Raw genomic sequence first — 16973 nt, forward strand, 5'->3', positions numbered from 1 at the left:
GCATGAGCACACCCGGGGGGCGGCAGGTCGGCGCCGAGGAGCGGCAGGAGCGCGAGCGGGCCTGGTCCATCGCGCAGAAGGAACGCGAGCGGGCCTTCGACGCGGCGATGGAGCAGCGCCGGGCCGAAGTGGCCGAGGAGGCCCTGGTCAGCCTCAACGCCCAGGAGCGGCAGGCGTGGGCGACGGGAAAGCGCGGCAGCCGCCTGCGTTACCTGGAGGTCGCCACGCCGGACGGCGAGCAGGTGCGGATCGCGGTGATCTGGCTCGGCCGGTTCCGGGCCGCCCGCAGGCCGCTGAAGGTCTACGACCCGCTGGACGGCGTGATGCCGGACGGCGAGGGGGTCCTGCTGCTCCTCCCGATCGCCGCGTTCCTGGGCCTGAACTTCGGGATCCGCTGGTCCTTCCTGCGGCTGATCGGCCGCCCCTGCTGGGCCGTCGCGGCGGCCGCGGGGGACGACCGGGGCAAGGGGCGCGGCAACGTCGTGGTGCTGCGCACCCGGCGGCGGGACACGGCCCTGCGGCGGGCGGCGGCGCTGGCCGGGGAGGTGGAGCGTACGGGCAGGCTCGCGCTCCTCACACCCCTCACACCCCGATGATCTCCACCGCCGAGGACAGGCCCCGGAAGTCCCCCACGTTGCGGGTGTAGAGCGGCAGCCCGTGCGCGGAGGCGACGGCGGCGATCATCAGGTCGATCCGGCGCGGCCGGGGCTGGCGCCCCGCGGCGATGGTCAGCGTGACCAGCGTGCCGTAGCGCGCGGCGGCGGCCGCGTCGAAGGGCAGCGGCTCGAAGTCGGCCATGGCGGCGCCCAGCACCTCCAGCCGGGCGGCCCGGCTGACCGGGTCGCGGGCCATGGAGACGCCCTGCTGGAGCTCGGCGAAGGTGATCGCGGTCAGCTCGGGGACGGCCGGCAGGTCGGAGGGGCGCAGCAGCGCCAGGTCGATGTAGACGCAGGTGTCCAGCACCCCGGCCGGTCGGCGTCGGGGTGCCCTTCTGCGCTCAGCCACGCGGCAGCTCGTCCGGGCGCGGCTGCCCTGCGTGGCCGGGCCGGGGACGCTCGAAGGGGTCGTCGCCCTCGTCGCCCACCAGCTCCTCGGGGCCGAAGTACTCCTCGGCCTCCTTGCGCATCTCCTGGTAGTCCACGCGCGGCAGCTTCACGTGCCGCGCCACCAGTTCCTCGGCCGTGAGCCGGCGCCGCCCGGACACCGGCCGCAGCTCCGCGACCTCGACCCCGTTCCTGGTGATGTGGAAGGTCTCCCCGGCCTCGACCTGGTCCATCACCGCGGCGGAGTTGTTCCGGAACTCCCGCTGGGTAATCGTCTTCATGGTTTTCAAGGTAGCCCCGTGTAGCACCGGTGGCTACACCCCCGCACCACCGGGTGGGAACCCGGCGGGCCCCAGGATCGTCCTGCTGGGCGACAGGGGTCCGCGCGGCACGGGAAGGGGGCAGGCCATGGGCGTCGTCGCGATGCTGCTGGGGCTGCTCCGGGTCCTCACGGGGGACTCCCTCGGCTCGCTCGGCCCTCTCGGCTCGATGGCCGACGGCGGCGCGCTCGCCTCCGTCGCCGCCGTGGCCGCCTTCGTGCTGCTGGCCGGTACGGCCGCCGCCGCCCTGGCCGGTGCCCGGCTCGCGGGCGCGCGGGCACCCGCGGCGGTGCGCAGCGGCGTGCTGCGGCGCCGGGCCTTCCGTACGGCCTTCCTCCCCCAGCGCGATCCGGACGCCCGGGGCCGGCGACGCCCCAGGGCCCCGGGAGCGGCCCCGGCGGCCGCGTAACCCCCCGTTCCCCCAGGCCACTTCGCGGCCGTCCTCCGCCGACCACTCATGTCTTCGCGTCATGTCTACGCGTCATGTCTTCGCGTCCTGAGACCCCGGAGGGCTCGCTCCACCATGTCCGTTCTCGCCGTGCTCGACCCCGCCGTCGCCGTCGCCCACGCGGCCGTCGACGCCCTCGCCCACGTCCTGCCGACCGCGCTCGCGATCGTCCTGTTCACCGTCGCCGTACGCCTGGCGCTGCACCCGCTCGCCCGGGCGGCGGCGCGCGGGGAGAAGGCGCGGGCGGCCCTCGCGCCGAAGGTCGCCGAGCTGGGCCGCCGGCACAAGGACCGCCCGGAGAAGCACCGGGAGGCGCTGGCCGAGCTGTACCGGAAGGAGCAGGTGTCCCCTGCGGCCGGGTGCCTGCCGATGCTGGTGCAGATCCCGTTCTTCTCGGTGATGTACCGGCTGTTCACCACCCCGAACGACCTGCTGGACCACACCCTGTTCGGCGTTCCGCTGGGCCTGCACGCCGGCGGCGCGCACGGCGCCGGGCAGGTCGCGGTGTTCGTCGCGCTGGAGGCGGGGCTGGCGGCGGTCGGGTTCGTCAACTTCCGCCGGGCCCGGCGCTCGGCGGCGGCCGCTGCCGCCGCCGCGGACCCGAAGGCGGCGCCGCAGCCGGGGGCGGGGCTCGCCCGGGTGATGCCGTACCTGTCGTTCGGCTCGGTGGTGTTCGCGCTGCTGGTGCCGGTGGCCGCCGCGCTGTACCTGCTGACGACGAGCGTCTGGTCGACGGCGGAGCGGGCGTGGCTGTACCGGGGTGCCCCGGTGCCGGCGACCGCTCTCGCCGTCTGAAGCCCGTCTGATACCCGTCCGATACCCGTCGGGCGGGTCGAACCGTCAGAAGTGGCGCAGCAGTTCGGGGAACGCCCCGAGCTGCAGCGTCGCCTCGTCCGGGCCCAGTTCGACGTGCTCCAGCACCCAGGTGTGCTCGTGCGGGATGAAGACCGTACGCAGGCCTGCCTTGCGGGCGGGGGCGATGTCGGACTTGGGCGAGTTGCCGATCATCCACGTCCGCGCGGGGTCGAGGTCGAGCTCGGCGGTCAGCTGGAGGTAGGTGTCCACGGACTTCTCGGCGACGATGTGGACGCCCCGGAAGTGGTGGTCGATCGTCGACGCCGTCACCTTGGCCTGCTGCTCCTCCTGGTCGCCCTTGGTGAGGATCAGCAGGTGGTGCCGCCCGGCGAGGGCGTCCAGGGTGTCGGCGACTCCGGCGATCAGCTCGATCGCGCCGCGGTCGGTGAGCGGGGTGAGCAGCTCGTCGATCCGGGCCAGCTCGGCCTGCGTCACCACGGCTCCGGCGCCGCGGAGTTGGCGCAGGCAGTCGGCGAGGCTCTGCCGGAAGACGGGGGTGCCGTAGCCGTGGGCGGCGGAGTTCTCGGCCTCGATCCGGCCGAGCAGGGCCTCGACGCCGGCGCGCTCGTCGGGGGTGGCGACCCAGTTCAGGAAGCCGTCGGTGACCCGCTCGAAGAGGACGTTGTTCTCCCAGAGGGTGTCGTCGGCGTCGAAGATGAGGATCTGGTCGGTGTGCATCGAACGTCCTTGGTCGTGGCGGTCAGTCAGGCGAGGAGGCGGGCGGCCCGGTCGAGGGTCTCGCGGAGGTTCTCCTCGGTGGTGCGCTCCCGGGCCTCCTCCAGGGTCAGCCACTCCAGCGGGGCGTCCGGGTTCTCCGGGCGGGCCTCGTCGGGGGTGTCGGTGGCGAGGAGGAAGCGCAGGTCGGCGTGCTCGTGGGCGGGTTCGACGGCGTTGGCCGGCACCGGCACCACGACGACGTGGACGAGCTCGTCCCCGGGCCACGGCCGCAGGTCGGTGAGGTGGGTCTCCTCGCGGCCCTCGCGCAGCGCGATCTCCAGCGGCAGGCTCTCCCCCGGGTCGCCGTGGCCGCCGACCTGCAGCCAGGCCTGCTGGCGCACGTGCCAGCGCAGCAGGACGCGGCGGGTCGGCGGGTGGACGATCAGCGCGGAGGCGGTGAAGTGCAGCGGGGTGGCGCGGTCCCAGGCGTCGGGGGCGCCGACCAGGGGCAGGGCCCTGGCGTGGTCGGCGGTCTCGACGGGGCCCTGCGGCCGGTGGTCGTCCAGGAGTCGGGCCAACGGGGGGCTCTGCACGGCGGGTTGCTCCTCGTTCCGCCACGGGCCGCATCGGCCGGGCGGGGTGGTCGGGCCAACGGATCGGGCGGGTCGGCCGGGCCGGTGGATCGGGCACGGGCGAACCCGCGCAGCCTAGCTTCCGCCGTACGGGCCGCCCAGCGGTTTTCACCCGCGCGGGTGGCCGGGACCGCTGGTCGGGGCGGGCTCCGGGAGGCCGTAGCCTCTGTGGTGATCGCGGTGGTCGTTCCGCGTTCGGGGACGCGTGTCCGGGCCCGGGTGCCCGGGGACAGGTGGAGGGAAGTTCGTCATGGTGGCTGCTCCGGCGCTCGCCGAGCTGCGCGAGGTGTGCCAGCCGCAGGCCAAGTTGCAGAGCCGCAACGGTGAGCACTGGGCGGGCCGGCTGTACATGCGCGCGATCTCGCTGCGCACCACCCGCCAGCTGGTGCGCACCTCGGTGTCGCCCAACACTCTGACCTGGGTGATGGTGGTGTGCGGGGTCGGCGGCGGCGCGGCGCTGCTGATCCCGGGCCTGACGGGCGCGGTGCTGGCGGCGGTGCTGTTCCAGCTGTTCCTGCTGTTCGACTGCGTGGACGGCGAAGTGGCGCGCTGGAAGCGCCAGTTCAGCATGGCCGGGGTGTACGTGGACCGGCTGGGCGCCTACCTCGCGGACGCCGCGCTGATGATCGGCGCGGGCGTACGGGCGGCGCGCGGCGGCTCGGAGCTGTGGGTGTCGGCGGGCCTGGCGGCCGCGCTGGGCGTGGTGCTGCTCAAGGCCTCGACGGACCTGGTGGACGTGGCCCGCGCCCGCAGCGGGCAGGCCCCGGCGGACGAGGAGTCCACGCAGCCTCGGTCGCAGGGCATCGCGACGGCCCGCCGGCTCGCCTCGATCTTCAAGATCCACCGGGTGACCAACGGCATCGAGGCCTCGCTGGTCCTCCTGGCGGCGGCCGTCGCGGACGCGGCGCTGCACAACCTGGACGTGACGCGGTGGACGCTGGCCGGGATCGCGGTGATCACCTGGGGGATGGTGGTGGCGCACCTGGCGTCGATCCTGTCCTCCTCCCGGCTGCGCTGACCTCCTCCTCCCCCGCCGTGACGACCCCGACCGTGCGGAACGGTCGGGGTCGTCGGCGTCCACCGGAGCGCGTCCGAGCCCGTCGGGCAGGGCCGACGTGACGCGCGTCACCGCAACGACCCGGCGCGGGCGGACAGGACAGGGTGTGGAGACATCGATACGCGCGCGCATCCGCGCCGGCGACGCGGACGCCTTCGGGGCCCTCTTCGAGGAGCACGCCCGGGCCGTCCACCGGCACGCCCTGAGGATGACCGGGGACAGCACAGCCGCCGAGGACGTGGTCTCGCTGACCTTCCTGGAGGGCTGGCGGCTGCGCTCCCGGATCGACCCCGACGGTGACAGCCTGCTGCCCTGGCTCCTGGGCATCGCCGGGAACGTCATCCGCAACACCCGCCGCGCCGCGCGGCGCCACCACCGGGCGCTGGCCGCGCTGCCGCCGCGCGAGGAGGTGCCGGACTTCGCGGGAGAGCTGACCTCGCGGATCGCGGACGCGGAGGAACTCGCCGCCGCCAAGGCCGCGCTGGAGCGGCTACGCCCGGCGGACCGGGAGGTGTTCGCGCTGTGCGTGTGGGAGGGCCTGGACCACGCCGCCGTCGCGGAGGCGCTGGGGCGGCCGGTCGGGACGATCCGCTCCCGGCTCTCGCGCGCCCGCGCCCGGCTGCGCGAGCTGACGGCCGAGGAGCTGGCCGGGGCGCGGTCCGTCAGGCCGTCCTCGGCGGCGGCTTCGGAAGCGACGGTGCAACGCCGTGACAGCGGCGGACAGGTAACGGGTGACCGCGTCCTCGCGGTCCGGCCGAACGAGGAGACGGTCCGATGAACGCCACCCCCCGCCCCGAGGCCGAGGACTCGGCCGTACGGGAGGAACTGGCCCGGCTGCTGCCGGCCCCGGCCACCCCGGACCTCCCCGCGAGCCGTCAACTCCTCCTCAAGGAGCACCTGATGGACAGCATCACCACCACCGCCGCGCCTCAGCGCCGCCGTCGCGGCCTGGCCCTGCGCATCGCCCTGCCCGTCGCCCTCGCGGCCGCCGTCGCCGGGGTCCTGGTCGCGGGCGGGGACGACTCCACCGCCCCGGCCCCCGCCGCCGGGCCCCGCACCCTGGGCAGCGTCAGCAACGCCGCGTACACCCTGGAGAGCACGGCGGACGTCGTCAGGCTCACCATCCTGGAGGCGTACAGGCCGGTGGACACCGGCCAACTCCAGCGCGACCTGGACACGTTCGGCATCCGTGCCCGCGTCTACGCCGGAGAGCCGGGCTGCAAGGCCAAGGCGCCGGAGATCGCCCAGCACGACAGCGACGACGGCTGGCACATGGAGATGGCCGGGAACCGGATGGTCCTCACCGCCCGCCCGGCCGCGATACCGGCCGGCGAGCAGTTGTTCGTCTACCTGCCGCTGGCCAGGACCTCCCCGGAGAACGGCTCGCGGGAGCTGGAGTCCGGGCTGATGAAGAGCCCGGGCCCGGCCTGCATGCCGTCCAGGGAGTACGTCAACCCGCTGGCGAGCCTGTTGCCGACGCCTCAGCTGTCGGCGCTTTAGCTGTCGGCGCCCCGGGCGTGGGCGGCGAGGATGCTGTCGACCAGCCCGGGGAAGCGGTGCTCCAGGTCGACGGCGCGCAGCGCGGAGATCCGCCGGTTGGCGTCCTCGCGCTGGGTGATCAGCCCGGACTCCCGCAGCACCTTGAAGTGGTGGCTGAGGGTGGAGGGCGCGACGTCCACCGGGAAGGTGCCGCAGGGGCGCTCGGCCTCGGCGCGCAGGATGCGCACGATGGTCATCCGGGTGGGGTCGGAGAGCGCGTGCAGGACGTCGAAGAGGTCGATCTCCTCGACGGCGGGGTGGGTGAGCGCCGGTCGGCGGCGGGTACTCCGGGGCATGTCACGACCCTCCTGATCTGCGATGTTCGACAACCGTCGAAGAGCGGTGCTATCAATGTCGGCACAGCAGCTTCGATGTTCGTAGAACATCGTAACGGAAGGGGTTCCGACATGCGCGCACTGGTGATGACCGCCCCCGGCGGAAGCGACGAATCGCAGGTCCAGGAGGTGGAGGCCCCGCTCCCCGGCCCCGGCGAGGTCACGATCGACGTCGCGTACGCCGGGCTGAACTTCGTCGACGTCATGGCCCGCCGGGGCGACGCCGGCTACGTCCAGCAGTGGCCGTACCGGCCGGGCAAGGAGGTCTCCGGCACCGTCCGCGCCCTCGGCGAGGGCGTCACCGGCCTGGCCGTCGGGGACCGCGTGGTCGCCGCCCCCGTCGGCGGCGGCCTCGCCGAGGTGGCGATCGCCCCGGCCGCGCTCACCGTCCCCGCCCCCGACGGGGTCCCGCTGCGCGAGGCCGCCGCCGTCCCCCTCGGCCTGGCCACCGCGATGCTGCTGCTCGACGACGCCGGGCGGTTCACCCCCGGCGACACCGTGCTGGTGCACTCGGCCGGCGGCGGCATCGGCCAGGCGATCGCCCGCCTGCTGCCCCTGCTCGGCGGCGGCACCCTGATCGGCACCGTCGGCCGCCCCGACAAGACCGCCGCCGCCGTCGCCTCCGGCTACGACCACGCCTTCGCCCGCGACGCCACGCTCGCCGACTCCGTCCGCACCGCGACCGCCGGCCGGGGCGTCGACCTGATCCTCGACCCGCTCGGCACCGAGGCCCTCGACCTGGACCTCGACCTCGCCGCCCCCGGCGGCCGCATCGTCCTCTTCGGCAACGCGGGCGGCGGCGGCCTCGACGCCCTCCCGCCCCTCGGCCGCCTGATGGCGGGCAACCTCACCGTCACCGGCTTCAGCCACCGCGCCCTCGCCGCCACCGCCCCCGACCGCCTGGCCCGCGCCATCACCCGCGTCCTCGCCCTCCTCGCCGCCGGCTCCCTCACCACCCCGGTCACCGAACTGGCCGGGCTGGAGGCCGTCCCCGCCGCCCACGACGCCATGCACGACCGCCGCGCCCTCGGCAAGTACGTGGTGCGCGTACGCGGTTGAGCCCTGGTGGCGCTCAGGCCTCCGGGGTGGCGGGGCGCCAGCGGTCGCCGGCGAAGGTGCGGAAGGGGTGGTGGAGGCGGGCGGCCGGGATGCGGGGGAAGTGCCGGTTCGGGTAGACGGTGCGGCTGCCGTTGCGGTGCTGCTTCAGTCCGCGCCAGGAGCGGGTGGGGCCGGCGCCGTCGCGGGGCCAGGCCCGGACCTCGTCCGTGACGACGGCGATGCGCTCGACGTCGGCCCAGCTGATCGTGAAGGCGTGGTTCTTCGCGGGCGGGCAGTCGCAGGTCACCGAGAAGCCGGCGTCGTCGACCGTCACCACCTGGGACTTCTCGAAGAGCCCCGCCATCGCTCCGATCAGCAGGCCGAGGCCTCCGACCAGGAGGAACGCGGCCACCCCGGCCGCGACGCGGTTGCTCGCCGGGTCGTCGAACCGCACCACGAGTGAGCCGAGGCTCAGGACCGGGTCCCTGTCGATGGTGTACGCGGCGACGGCGGCGAGGATCAGTGCGGGGATCGCGAACACCTCGCCGAAGCGGTCCGCCAGCGCGGACACGACCTCCCTCCTGGTGAGCGAGACCCTCACGTGGGACGGCGGCTCGGGTACCGGCGCCGGCTCGGGCAGCGGCGCCGGCTCGGGCAGCGGCGCCGGCTCGGGCAGCGGCTCGGGTTCGGGCAGCGGCTCGGGTTCGGGCAGCGGCTCCGCCGCCAGGAGGGCGAGCGCCTCCCCCGCCGTCGGCCGCCCGGCCGGGTCCCTCGCCAGCAGCACGGCGAGGAGCGGCTCCAGCCTCCCGGCCCGCTCCGTCGGCCTCGGCGCCTGGGTGAGGGCGGCGACCGGGTTCTCCAGGGGGAACGGCGGCTCCCCCTCGACGGCCTCGTAGAGCGTCACCCCGAGCGAGAAGAGGTCCGAGGCCGGGCTGGGCGGCTTGCCCTGCCAGCGCTCGGGCGCGGAGTACCCAGGCGTCCCGATGACCAGGTGGCTCGCGGTGATGCGGGTGTCGGCGTTGTCCACCGCGATGCCGAAGTCGGCGAGCAGGACCTCCCCCTGGCGCGAGAGCATCACGTTCGCGGGCTTGATGTCGCGGTGGATGATGTGCGCGTCGTGGGCGGCCTCCAGCGCACTCAGCACCGCCTCCGCGACGGCGACCGCCCGGGCCTGCGGCAGCGGGCCGCGCTCCTTGAGCTCCTCGGCGAGGGAGCACCCGTCCACCAGCTCCATGACGATCCACGGCACGCCGTCCACGTCCAGGACGTCGTGGACGGTGACGACGTTGGGATGGGTGCGCAGCCGGGCGGCGTGGCGGGCCTCGCGCGAGGCCCGGGCGAGGAGGTCCCGCCGCTGCTCGGGCGAGGCGTTGCGCAGCCGTACCTCCTTGATCGCCACCTCCACGCCGAGCACCGTGTCCTCGGCGGCCCACACCTGGCCGAACCCCCCGGCGCCCAGGCGGCGGCCCAACCGGTAACGGCCTCCGACGAGTTGCCCGGTCTCCGCGTCCACGCGCCCCCCTGCATCCTGCCTGTATCCGGTCGACGCACGGAGAATAGACCCTGGCCCCGTGGTGTTGGGGTCAGCCATGGAACGGATTCTGGTGATCGGGGCGAACGGCAGCGTCGGACGGCACGTGGTGGCCGGTCTGGTCGAAAGGGGCCACGCCGTACGGGCGTTGGTGCGAAGCACGGCGGACGGCCTGCCCGAGGGCGTGGAGGTCGTACGGGGAGACCTGGCGGAGCCGGAGAGCCTGGCGGGCGCGCTGGACGGCGTGCGGCGGGTGTACCTGATGTGGCCCGGCCTGCCCGGGGTGGACCCGGCGGGGGTGGTCGCGGCGGTCGCCGCGCGTGCCGAGCGGGTGGTGTACCTGTCGGCGAAGGTCCCCGATCTCGCGGACGACGAACCGGCCGTGATCTTCCATCAGGAGATCGAGCGACTGATCCGCAAGTCCGGCCTGGACTGGACGTTCGTGCGGGCGATCGACTTCGCGGGCAACGCCCTCGGCTGGGCGGGCCAGGTCCGCGAGGGCGTCGTCCGGTGGCCGTACGGGCGGGCGCGCCGCTCGCTGGTGCACGAGCGGGACATCGCCGAGGTCGCGGTGCGGGCCCTGGTCGAGGACGGGCACCAGGGGGCGAAGCACCTGGTCACCGGCCCGGAGTCGCTGGAGCACGCGGAGCTGGTGCGGATCATCGGTGAGGAGGCGGGCGTCGAGGTGCGGTGGGAGGAACTGGAGCCGCAGGCCGCGCGGGAGCAATTGACGGCGGCCTGGGGGAACGCGGCGTTCGTGGAGTCCCGGCTGCGGGCCTGGGAGTCGTTCACCCATGAGCCGGAGGAGGTGACGGACACCGTGCGGCGGGTGCTCGGCCGCCCTGCGCTCGACTTCCGTGCCTGGGCGCGGGAGCACGCGGCGGACTTCCGCTGACGGGCCACGCGTCCAGTTCGTCCACAAAACGTGCACTGGTCGGCGCAGTTCGGCCCGCCTAGGTTGAGGAATCGTCAGATTCGTTCGACTGAAGGGTGGATGCGATGATCGGACGTCGTTCGCTGTTGGCAGCCGCAGGCCTGGGGGGCGCGGCGCTCGCGCTCCCCGGCGCCGTCGCCCAGGCCGCGCCCGCTGCACCGCCGCCGACCGGCCTCCCGCCGATCGACCTCCCGGCACCGACCGTCGGGCGGCCGATCGGCACGGTCTCGCTGCACCTCGTCGACGCGAGCCGCCAGGACCCGTTCGCCCCCGCGCCCGGGCCGCGCGAGCTGATGGTGCAGCTCTGGTACCCGGCGCGCGGCGGCGGAGGGCGGGCCCGCGCGCCGTACACCACGGCGCGGGTGGCGGCCGTGCTGGAGCAACGGGTCCACCTCGACCCGGGCACTCTCGGCCGGGTCCGCCCCACCGCCCTGCTCGGCGCGCGGCCGGCGCCGGGGGCGCTGCCGCTGCTGCTGCTCGGGCACGGGCGTCAGGGCACCCGCACCAACTGCACAGCACTGGCCGAGGAGTTGGCCGCGCACGGGTACCTGGTCGCGTCGATCGACCACACCTACGACGCGGCGGCCGTCGAGTTCCCGGACGGGCGGGTGGTGCAGACGGTCCTGGAGGAGGAGCCGGCCGACTGGGACGCGGCCGAGCGCAAGGAGATCGCCGCCCGGGTCGGCGATCTGCGGTTCGTGGCCTCGGAGTTGATCAACGGAGCGCCCGGTCTTCCGTGCGTGGACCCGGAGCGGATCGGCGTGCTCGGCCACTCGATGGGCGGCGCGGCCGCCGCCGAGGCCGTGCGCCAGGACGGGCGGTTCGCGGCCGGGCTCAACCTGGACGGCGGGCTCTTCGGCTCGCCCGTGCCGGAGCAGGGCCTGGACCGGCCGTTCCTCCTGCTCACCTCGATCGCCGACCACGACACCTGGCAGCGGTGGAGGGAGCACCAGCGCGGCTGGGGGCGGCAGTTGCGGCAGAACGACTCGGGGCACCTGAGCTTCACCGACCTGCCGCACGCCGCCGGGCCGGGGCGCTTCACGGAGAACACCTCCCAGGAGTTCTACACCCGGCTCTTCGGCACCATCGCCCCCGCCCGTGCCACGGCGATCCCCCGCGCTTACGTACGGGCCTACTTCGACCGCTTCCTGCGCGAGCGCCCGGCGCCGCTGCTCGACGCCCCCTCGCCGCGCTACCCGGAGGTCGCCTTCGTCTGGTCGCGGGGCTGACCATTGGGGTGTTGTCCCTGCTCGTGGCGATCGGTAGGTCGGTCGGGTGACTGCCGGGTCGGCCACGGGCCACGCACGAGTGAGGCTCCCGGCCCCGGCGTGAGCCCGAGGCGGGCACGAGGCCCGCCCCCGTCTTCGAGTTCCAGCTCCCGGCGCCGCCGTTCGGCGCCCCGTTCCAGCTGATCCCGAGACCGGAGACCCACCACTGATGTCCCATGTCCAGCTGAACCACACCGTCGTCTACGCGAGTGACCGCCGCCTGTCCGCCGAATTCCTGGCCGAGATCCTGGGGTTGGAGGTCGGCGCCCCGTTCGGGCCGTTCCTTCCCGTGGACCTCGGCAACGGCGTGACGCTCGACTACTACGAGAAGCGGGACGAGCCGATCCAGTCGCAGCACTACGCCTTCCTGATCCCCGAGGAGGAGTTCGACGCCGTGATCGCCCGCCTGGAGGCGGCCGGGGTCACCTACTACGCCGATCCCTCCCACACCGAGCCCGGCCGGACCAACGGATGGTTCGGCGGTCGCGGCGCCTACTTCAACGACCCGGACGCCCACAACATGGAGGTCCTGACCCGGCCTTACGACCGTCCGTAGGTCACCGACGAGCCTCCTGCGCGGGAAGTCGGCCTGGCCGACTTCCCGCGTACGGGGGCTGGCCTGCGCCCGGGCGGTCCCGTTCGCGAAAAGTGAGCAAGGCCACACCCCGGCATGGTCCTCCACCTCCGCTAAGGTCGGCCTGGGACCCGCCCTGAACTGGGGTTCTGCGTCGGCCACAGCGATGTGATCGCCGCGGGTCCAGCCTTTCTGGAGATCGCATGACCGATCCGGCATTTCGCTCCGCAGGCCAACTCGCTGCCGCCATCGCGGCGAAGGAGATGTCGAGCACCGAGGTGCTCGACCACTACCTCGCCCGGGTGGAGCGGCTCGATCCGAAGGTGAACGCCATCGTCGCCCGGGACGAGGAGGGCGCGAGGGCCGCGGCGCTGGCGGCCGACCGCGCGGTCTCCCGTGGCGAGCCGCTCGGCCGCCTGCACGGGGTCCCCGTGACGATCAAGGACAGTCTCGAGGTCGCGGGCATGCGGACCACCGGAGGTTCGGCCCGCTGGGGAGAGCACGTCTCGACGAACGACGCCGAGTCGGTCGCCCGGCTCAAGAACGCGGGAGCGATCGTCTTCGGCAAGTCCAACCTGCCGGCCGACGCCCGGGACTGGCAGACCTACAACGAGGTCTACGGGACCACGAACAATCCGTGGGACCCGACGCGCGGACCCGGCGGGTCGTCCGGCGGGTCCGCCGCGGCGGTCGCCGCGGGGCTGACCGGCCTGGAACTCGGCGGCGACACGGCAGGCTCGATCCGGGTGCCCGCCCACTTCTGCGGCGTGTACGGGCTGCGCCCGTCGTTCGGGATCGTGCCGAGGTACGGCAGCGTCTCGGGACACGCTCCGGGAACGCTGGCGGACTTCGACATGGCGGTACTCGGCCCGCTCGCCAGGCACGCCGACGACCTCGACCTGGGTCTCGACGTCCTCGCCGGAGCGGACCACGACCGCGCCCCGGGATGGCGGCTGGAGCTGCCCGCCGCCCGGCCGAGCACCCTGCGGGACTTTCGGGTCGCGGCCTGGGTCGACGACCCGTTCTGCCCCGTCGACAGCGAGTTGGTCGCGATCATGCAGGCCGTGCTGGAGGCGGTGCGGGCCGAGGGCGCCGTCGTGGTCGAGGGCAGCGGGCCCGTCGGGCTCGAAGAGACGATGGCCCTCTACCAGCCGTTGCTGATGGCACAGAGCGGGCTGGTCGAGCCCGACGAGTCGTATGCCGGGCTCGTGGAACTCGCCACGGCGGAAGGGGCCGCCGGCGGGTTCGCGTCGGACCTGACGATCAGCTTCCGTGGCTGGCACGCGCTCGATGAACGTCGGCAACACTCCCGCCGCCGCTGGGCGGAGTTCTTCCGCGACGTCGACGTGCTCCTCTGCCCGGTGAGCCCCACGGCCGCCTTCCCCCACGACCAACGCCCCGATCCCGGGTGGTCGGTCCGGACACTGCGGGTCGACGGCGCCGACCGGCCGTATCGCGAGATGCTCACGTGGATGGCGCCGTCGGCGGTCAATCACCTGCCCGCGGCGGTGGCGCCCGTCGGGGCGACCCGGGACGGGCTTCCGGTCGGCATCCAGGTGATCGCCCCCTACCTGCACGACCGCACCGCGGTCCGCTTCGTGCAGTGCCTGGCGGAGGTGATCGGCGGGTTCCGCCGTCCGCCGGGATTCTGAGAGGGGTTCGACAGGGGATTCCCCACCTGTCCGGCTCTGAATGGTGCGGCACGGACTCGGTTCCAGGATCTCGTGGCGGCCGGCTCCAGAGCTGGCGAACGCGATCCTCTACGCCGCACGGACCGGGATCGCCTGGCGGCACCTGCCGCACGGCTTCCCTCCTCACGCAACGGCCACACCGTGGAGGTCATGACCCGGCCCTACGACCGCCCGTAAGCCTTGTGCGCAGGAAGTCGGCCGGGCCGACTTCCTGCGCATGAAAGGCGGAGGAAACAAGCAGGTCGCCGTGCCAGGATGCTGAGCATGTCTGAGCGCGCGCGGAGTTTCGGGTCGATAGCGGAAGCGTACGAGCGGTACCGGCCGGGCTATCCGGACGAGCTGTACGCACGGGTGGCGGCCTACGCGGGCCGGCCGCTGCGGACGGCGCTGGAGATCGGCGCCGGTACGGGCAAGGCGACGCGGCTGTTCGCCGCGCACGGGGTGGCGGTCACGGCGACCGACCCCGATCCGGCGATGCTCGCCGAACTGCGGAGGAACGTGCCGTCGAGCGTCCAGGTGGAGCAGGGGGCCTTCGAGGAACTGGAGCTCGGGGGGCGGCAGTTCGGGTTGATGTACGCGGCGGCCGCACTGCACTGGACGGACCCGGCGGGCCGCTGGGATCGGGTCGCGGCGTTGGTGGAGCCGGGCGGGGTGTTCGCCTCGTTCGGGGGGCCGATCGTGCTGGCCGACCGGGAGTTGGCGGAGGCCGTACGGGCGGCGCGGGCACCGTACCTGGAGAGCGACGACCTGCCGTCGCCGGACGGGACTCCGAGGGGGCGGGAGATGCAGTGGCCCGGCACGGAGCTGGAGGCGTCGGAGTGGTTCGAAGACGTCCAACAGGAGGTGGTGGAGAGGAGGTTGAGCGTCAGCGCCGAGGAGTACATCGGGCATCTGTCGACGGTGTCGGCCTACATCATGCTGCCGGCCGAGCAGCGCCGGGAGGCGTTCGCGAGGGTGCGGCAGGTCCTGCCCGAGCGCGTGGAGGTCGACGGGGAGATCACCGCACACCTCGCCCGGCGTCGCGACCGCGCTTGAACTCGCGGAGGACCGCGAGGAGGTTGACGACGGTGCTGACCGGGACGACGCCGAGATTGACGAGGCGCACGCCGTTCATGTCGGCCGTGCCGGGGGTGGCGCAGGGCCAGAGGGCTCCGAACTCGCGGCCCTCGACGCGGAGATCGACGATCAGTTCGGTGATCTCGCGGCGGGAGAGGTAGACGAGCGCGGGGTCGGTGGGGTGGATGGGGTGGTGGGCCTTCACGCGGCGACTCCGTCCAGTTCGAACCAGATGGTCTTGCCGAGCTTCTGGGGGTCGACGCCCCAGCGGTCGGTGAGGGCGGCGACGAGTTGGAGGCCCCGTCCGGACTCGGCGAGGGGGGAGGGGGTGCGGGGGTCGGGGAGGCGGGAGGAGCGGTCGGAGACGTTGACGCGGAGGGTGTTGTCGAGGAAGAGGATGAGGACGACGGGGGCGGTGGTGTCGGCGTGCCGCCAGGCGTTGACGATGAGTTCGACCATGGCGAGTTCGGCGTCGGCGATGAGGGAGGGCGGCCAGCCCGCGCGGTTCATGGAGTCGCGGAGGGTGTCGCGGGAGAGGGTGAGGCAGGGGGAGTTGAGGTTGCGCACAGCGGTCTCCCAGAGGGAATGAGGGCACCAAACAGCACTTCTGACGCTCCGTTTGGTGATCGGTGCATCACAGACTGTAGGGCACGATGACTCACATGTGCCACCAGATCTAAAAACATGGTCCACCCATGGCCGCTGGACTGTTCACGGGTCGGCATAGATGCTTGGGCCATGCCACCACGTACCATCCCAACGGCCCGGCAGGCCCGGTTGGGCATCGAGCTGCGAAAGATGCGCGACAGCGCCCGCCAGACGACCGCTCAGGCCGCCGCCGTCTTCAACCTGGATCGAACGAAGATCACCCAGGTGGAGAAGGGGCACTACCCGATCACCGCCGAGCGAGTCCGGACGCTTGCCGACGCCTTCGGCGAGACCGATGCCGCGTACATCGACGCCCTCGCAGCCATGGCGGAAGAGAAACGCAAGGGCTGGTGGGACGAGTTTCGAGGCTTCGTTCCGCAGGGATTCCTCGACATCTGCGAGTTCGAGCACCATGCGCAGGGGATGTACTCCTACCAGATCTGCCATCCGCCCGGCCCGATGCAATCGGAGCGCTACAGCCGCGCGATCTTCCAAGAGAGCCAAGTTCGCCTGACTCCGCGCGTCGTCGAGACGCGCGTCGAGCAACGAATGCGGCGATCAGAGATGTTGATGGCGAAGGGCACCAAGCCCTACACGGCGCTCGTCCACGAAGCGGCTCTCCGCATGCAGTTCGGAGGCCGCGACGTCGCCCAGGAGCAGTTGGACTGGATGCTGGAGTTGTCGGAGCTGCCCCACGTCACGCTTCGAGTGATCACCTTCGCGGCCGGAGGCTTCAAGGGCCCCGGTCAGGCCATCAACTACGCGAACGGGCCCGTACCGCGACTCAACACCGTTAGCTACGATTCGATGCAGGGGCCGGTTTTCCTGCACCTGTCCGAGCACCTGGAGGAGTACCGCGCGATCATTGAGCAGATGGCTGACAGGTCTCTTTCGGTTGAAGGATCCCGCGATCTGATCGCGAAGATCAAGAAGGAGATATAGCCGATGGAGAACCGCTCCTGGACTCGCCCGAGCGCATGCGCCAACGCGAGCAACTGCCCAGAGGTCGCTATTACCCCCGACGCCGTCTACATCCGCAGCAGTCTCCTCCCGGACGCCATCGCCCAACTCACCACGAAGGAATGGCGCGACCTCTCCACCGCGATCCGCGCTGGGGAGTTCGAGGCGTAGCCGCCAGAACAATGGAGGACAGTTCCATGAAGGAACTCGACTGGAAGCGCCCCAAGACGTGCGCGGACGCCAATGCCTGCCCCGAGGTGGCCATTGGCGCCAATGCCGTGTACGTCCGCAGCAGCCTCCTCCCCGACGCCATCGCCCAACTCACCCCCATCGAGTGGCGCGACCTCCTCACCGCGATCCGCGCTGGCGAGTTCGACGCGTAGTTTC

At 73.0% G+C, this 16973-nt stretch carries 24 protein-coding genes; 16 read left to right on the forward strand and 8 right to left on the reverse strand.

The window, feature by feature from the left end; genetic code table 11:
- Window positions 1-2: 2 nt before the first annotated feature.
- Window positions 3-596 carry a hypothetical protein gene (locus ACIRRS_RS18475; RefSeq protein ID WP_402971821.1) on the forward strand — a complete coding sequence of 198 codons (594 nt, stop codon included), beginning with the start codon at window positions 3-5 and terminating at the stop codon, window positions 594-596.
- Here ACIRRS_RS18475 and ACIRRS_RS18480 read toward each other — a convergent pair.
- Together ACIRRS_RS18480 and ACIRRS_RS18485 are read right to left on the reverse strand one after the other, a co-directional pair.
- The gene (locus ACIRRS_RS18480; RefSeq protein WP_402971823.1) at window positions 583-1005 is read right to left on the reverse strand and encodes a type II toxin-antitoxin system VapC family toxin; all 423 of its coding nucleotides are present in this window, start codon (window positions 1003-1005) and stop codon (window positions 583-585) included. The two genes, ACIRRS_RS18475 and ACIRRS_RS18480, sit on opposite strands and share 14 nt — an antisense overlap.
- Window positions 998-1324 (reverse strand): type II toxin-antitoxin system Phd/YefM family antitoxin, encoded by a 327-nt coding sequence (locus tag ACIRRS_RS18485; protein ID WP_402971825.1) that lies wholly within the window; start codon window positions 1322-1324, stop codon window positions 998-1000. The genes ACIRRS_RS18480 and ACIRRS_RS18485 overlap by 8 nt, the downstream gene beginning before the upstream one ends.
- A 127-nt stretch (window positions 1325-1451) precedes the next feature.
- Here ACIRRS_RS18485 and ACIRRS_RS18490 point away from each other — a divergent pair, with 127 nt between their 5' ends.
- Both ACIRRS_RS18490 and ACIRRS_RS18495 read left to right on the forward strand, forming a co-directional pair.
- A complete protein-coding gene (locus ACIRRS_RS18490) occupies window positions 1452-1772 on the forward strand; it encodes a DUF6412 domain-containing protein (protein ID WP_402971827.1) in 321 nt (106 codons plus the stop codon).
- A 114-nt stretch (window positions 1773-1886) separates the two neighbouring features.
- Window positions 1887-2606, forward strand: coding sequence for a YidC/Oxa1 family membrane protein insertase (locus ACIRRS_RS18495; protein ID WP_402971829.1), 720 nt, complete (start codon window positions 1887-1889; stop codon window positions 2604-2606).
- Between the two features lie 45 nt (window positions 2607-2651).
- Here ACIRRS_RS18495 and ACIRRS_RS18500 read toward each other — a convergent pair whose 3' ends face one another.
- Together ACIRRS_RS18500 and ACIRRS_RS18505 are read right to left on the reverse strand one after the other, a co-directional pair.
- On the reverse strand, window positions 2652-3344 hold the full coding sequence (locus ACIRRS_RS18500; protein WP_402971830.1) for an HAD family hydrolase: 693 nt from the start codon (window positions 3342-3344) through the stop codon (window positions 2652-2654).
- A 26-nt stretch (window positions 3345-3370) separates the two neighbouring features.
- Window positions 3371-3916, reverse strand: coding sequence for an NUDIX domain-containing protein (locus ACIRRS_RS18505; protein ID WP_402971832.1), 546 nt, complete (start codon window positions 3914-3916; stop codon window positions 3371-3373).
- A gap of 289 nt (window positions 3917-4205) precedes the next feature.
- On the opposite strand from ACIRRS_RS18505, the gene ACIRRS_RS18510 reads away from it, so the two are divergent.
- From ACIRRS_RS18510 to ACIRRS_RS18520, 3 genes are all read left to right on the forward strand, one after another.
- Window positions 4206-4973 (forward strand): CDP-alcohol phosphatidyltransferase family protein, encoded by a 768-nt coding sequence (locus ACIRRS_RS18510; protein ID WP_402971834.1) that lies wholly within the window; start codon window positions 4206-4208, stop codon window positions 4971-4973.
- Between the two features lie 145 nt (window positions 4974-5118).
- Window positions 5119-5790 carry an RNA polymerase sigma factor gene (locus ACIRRS_RS18515; protein WP_402971836.1) on the forward strand — a complete coding sequence of 224 codons (672 nt, stop codon included), beginning with the start codon at window positions 5119-5121 and terminating at the stop codon, window positions 5788-5790.
- Window positions 5787-6512 carry a hypothetical protein gene (locus tag ACIRRS_RS18520; protein ID WP_402971838.1) on the forward strand — a complete coding sequence of 242 codons (726 nt, stop codon included), beginning with the start codon at window positions 5787-5789 and terminating at the stop codon, window positions 6510-6512. Before ACIRRS_RS18515 ends, ACIRRS_RS18520 begins: the two co-directional genes overlap by 4 nt.
- Here ACIRRS_RS18520 and ACIRRS_RS18525 read toward each other — a convergent pair.
- The gene (locus tag ACIRRS_RS18525) at window positions 6509-6847 is read right to left on the reverse strand and encodes an ArsR/SmtB family transcription factor (protein WP_402971840.1); all 339 of its coding nucleotides are present in this window, start codon (window positions 6845-6847) and stop codon (window positions 6509-6511) included. The two genes, ACIRRS_RS18520 and ACIRRS_RS18525, sit on opposite strands and share 4 nt — an antisense overlap.
- Before the next feature lie 111 nt (window positions 6848-6958).
- Here ACIRRS_RS18525 and ACIRRS_RS18530 point away from each other — a divergent pair, with 111 nt between their 5' ends.
- A complete protein-coding gene (locus ACIRRS_RS18530) occupies window positions 6959-7945 on the forward strand; it encodes a zinc-binding alcohol dehydrogenase family protein (RefSeq protein WP_402971842.1) in 987 nt (328 codons plus the stop codon).
- Window positions 7946-7958: 13 nt separating this feature from the next.
- Here ACIRRS_RS18530 and ACIRRS_RS18535 read toward each other — a convergent pair whose 3' ends face one another.
- Window positions 7959-9437, reverse strand: a complete 1479-nt coding sequence (locus ACIRRS_RS18535) for a serine/threonine-protein kinase (RefSeq protein ID WP_402971844.1) — start codon at window positions 9435-9437, stop codon at window positions 7959-7961.
- Between the two features lie 76 nt (window positions 9438-9513).
- Here ACIRRS_RS18535 and ACIRRS_RS18540 point away from each other — a divergent pair, with 76 nt between their 5' ends.
- From ACIRRS_RS18540 to ACIRRS_RS18565, 6 genes are all read left to right on the forward strand, one after another.
- Window positions 9514-10350 (forward strand): SDR family oxidoreductase, encoded by an 837-nt coding sequence (locus ACIRRS_RS18540; RefSeq protein WP_402971845.1) that lies wholly within the window; start codon window positions 9514-9516, stop codon window positions 10348-10350.
- Window positions 10351-10454: 104 nt separating this feature from the next.
- Window positions 10455-11618, forward strand: a complete 1164-nt coding sequence (locus ACIRRS_RS18545; RefSeq protein WP_402971847.1) for an alpha/beta hydrolase family protein — start codon at window positions 10455-10457, stop codon at window positions 11616-11618.
- A 208-nt stretch (window positions 11619-11826) separates the two neighbouring features.
- Complete coding sequence (locus ACIRRS_RS18550; protein ID WP_402971849.1) at window positions 11827-12213, forward strand: VOC family protein; 387 nt, start codon at window positions 11827-11829, stop codon at window positions 12211-12213.
- 221 nt (window positions 12214-12434) lie between these two features.
- Window positions 12435-13883, forward strand: a complete 1449-nt coding sequence (locus ACIRRS_RS18555) for an amidase (protein ID WP_402971851.1) — start codon at window positions 12435-12437, stop codon at window positions 13881-13883.
- Between the two features lie 40 nt (window positions 13884-13923).
- A complete protein-coding gene (locus ACIRRS_RS18560; RefSeq protein WP_402971853.1) occupies window positions 13924-14076 on the forward strand; it encodes a transposase in 153 nt (50 codons plus the stop codon).
- Between the two features lie 110 nt (window positions 14077-14186).
- Window positions 14187-14957 carry a class I SAM-dependent methyltransferase gene (locus ACIRRS_RS18565; protein WP_402971855.1) on the forward strand — a complete coding sequence of 257 codons (771 nt, stop codon included), beginning with the start codon at window positions 14187-14189 and terminating at the stop codon, window positions 14955-14957.
- Here ACIRRS_RS18565 and ACIRRS_RS18570 read toward each other — a convergent pair.
- Together ACIRRS_RS18570 and ACIRRS_RS18575 are read right to left on the reverse strand one after the other, a co-directional pair.
- A complete protein-coding gene (locus ACIRRS_RS18570) occupies window positions 14920-15183 on the reverse strand; it encodes a hypothetical protein (RefSeq protein ID WP_402971857.1) in 264 nt (87 codons plus the stop codon). The two genes, ACIRRS_RS18565 and ACIRRS_RS18570, sit on opposite strands and share 38 nt — an antisense overlap.
- Window positions 15180-15545, reverse strand: a complete 366-nt coding sequence (locus ACIRRS_RS18575) for an ATP-binding protein (RefSeq protein ID WP_402971859.1) — start codon at window positions 15543-15545, stop codon at window positions 15180-15182. Before ACIRRS_RS18575 ends, ACIRRS_RS18570 begins: the two co-directional genes overlap by 4 nt.
- A 171-nt stretch (window positions 15546-15716) precedes the next feature.
- On the opposite strand from ACIRRS_RS18575, the gene ACIRRS_RS18580 reads away from it, so the two are divergent.
- From ACIRRS_RS18580 to ACIRRS_RS18590, 3 genes are read left to right on the forward strand one after another with little or no spacing between them, the layout of a single operon-like run.
- Window positions 15717-16568 carry a DUF5753 domain-containing protein gene (locus tag ACIRRS_RS18580; protein WP_402971860.1) on the forward strand — a complete coding sequence of 284 codons (852 nt, stop codon included), beginning with the start codon at window positions 15717-15719 and terminating at the stop codon, window positions 16566-16568.
- Window positions 16569-16571: 3 nt separating this feature from the next.
- Window positions 16572-16757 carry a DUF397 domain-containing protein gene (locus ACIRRS_RS18585; protein WP_402971861.1) on the forward strand — a complete coding sequence of 62 codons (186 nt, stop codon included), beginning with the start codon at window positions 16572-16574 and terminating at the stop codon, window positions 16755-16757.
- A 26-nt stretch (window positions 16758-16783) separates the two neighbouring features.
- The gene (locus ACIRRS_RS18590; protein WP_402971863.1) at window positions 16784-16969 is read left to right on the forward strand and encodes a DUF397 domain-containing protein; all 186 of its coding nucleotides are present in this window, start codon (window positions 16784-16786) and stop codon (window positions 16967-16969) included.
- Window positions 16970-16973 lie beyond the last annotated feature (4 nt).

This window comes from Kitasatospora sp. NPDC101183 (assembly GCF_044767945.1).
Lineage (GTDB): Bacteria > Actinomycetota > Actinomycetes > Streptomycetales > Streptomycetaceae > Kitasatospora.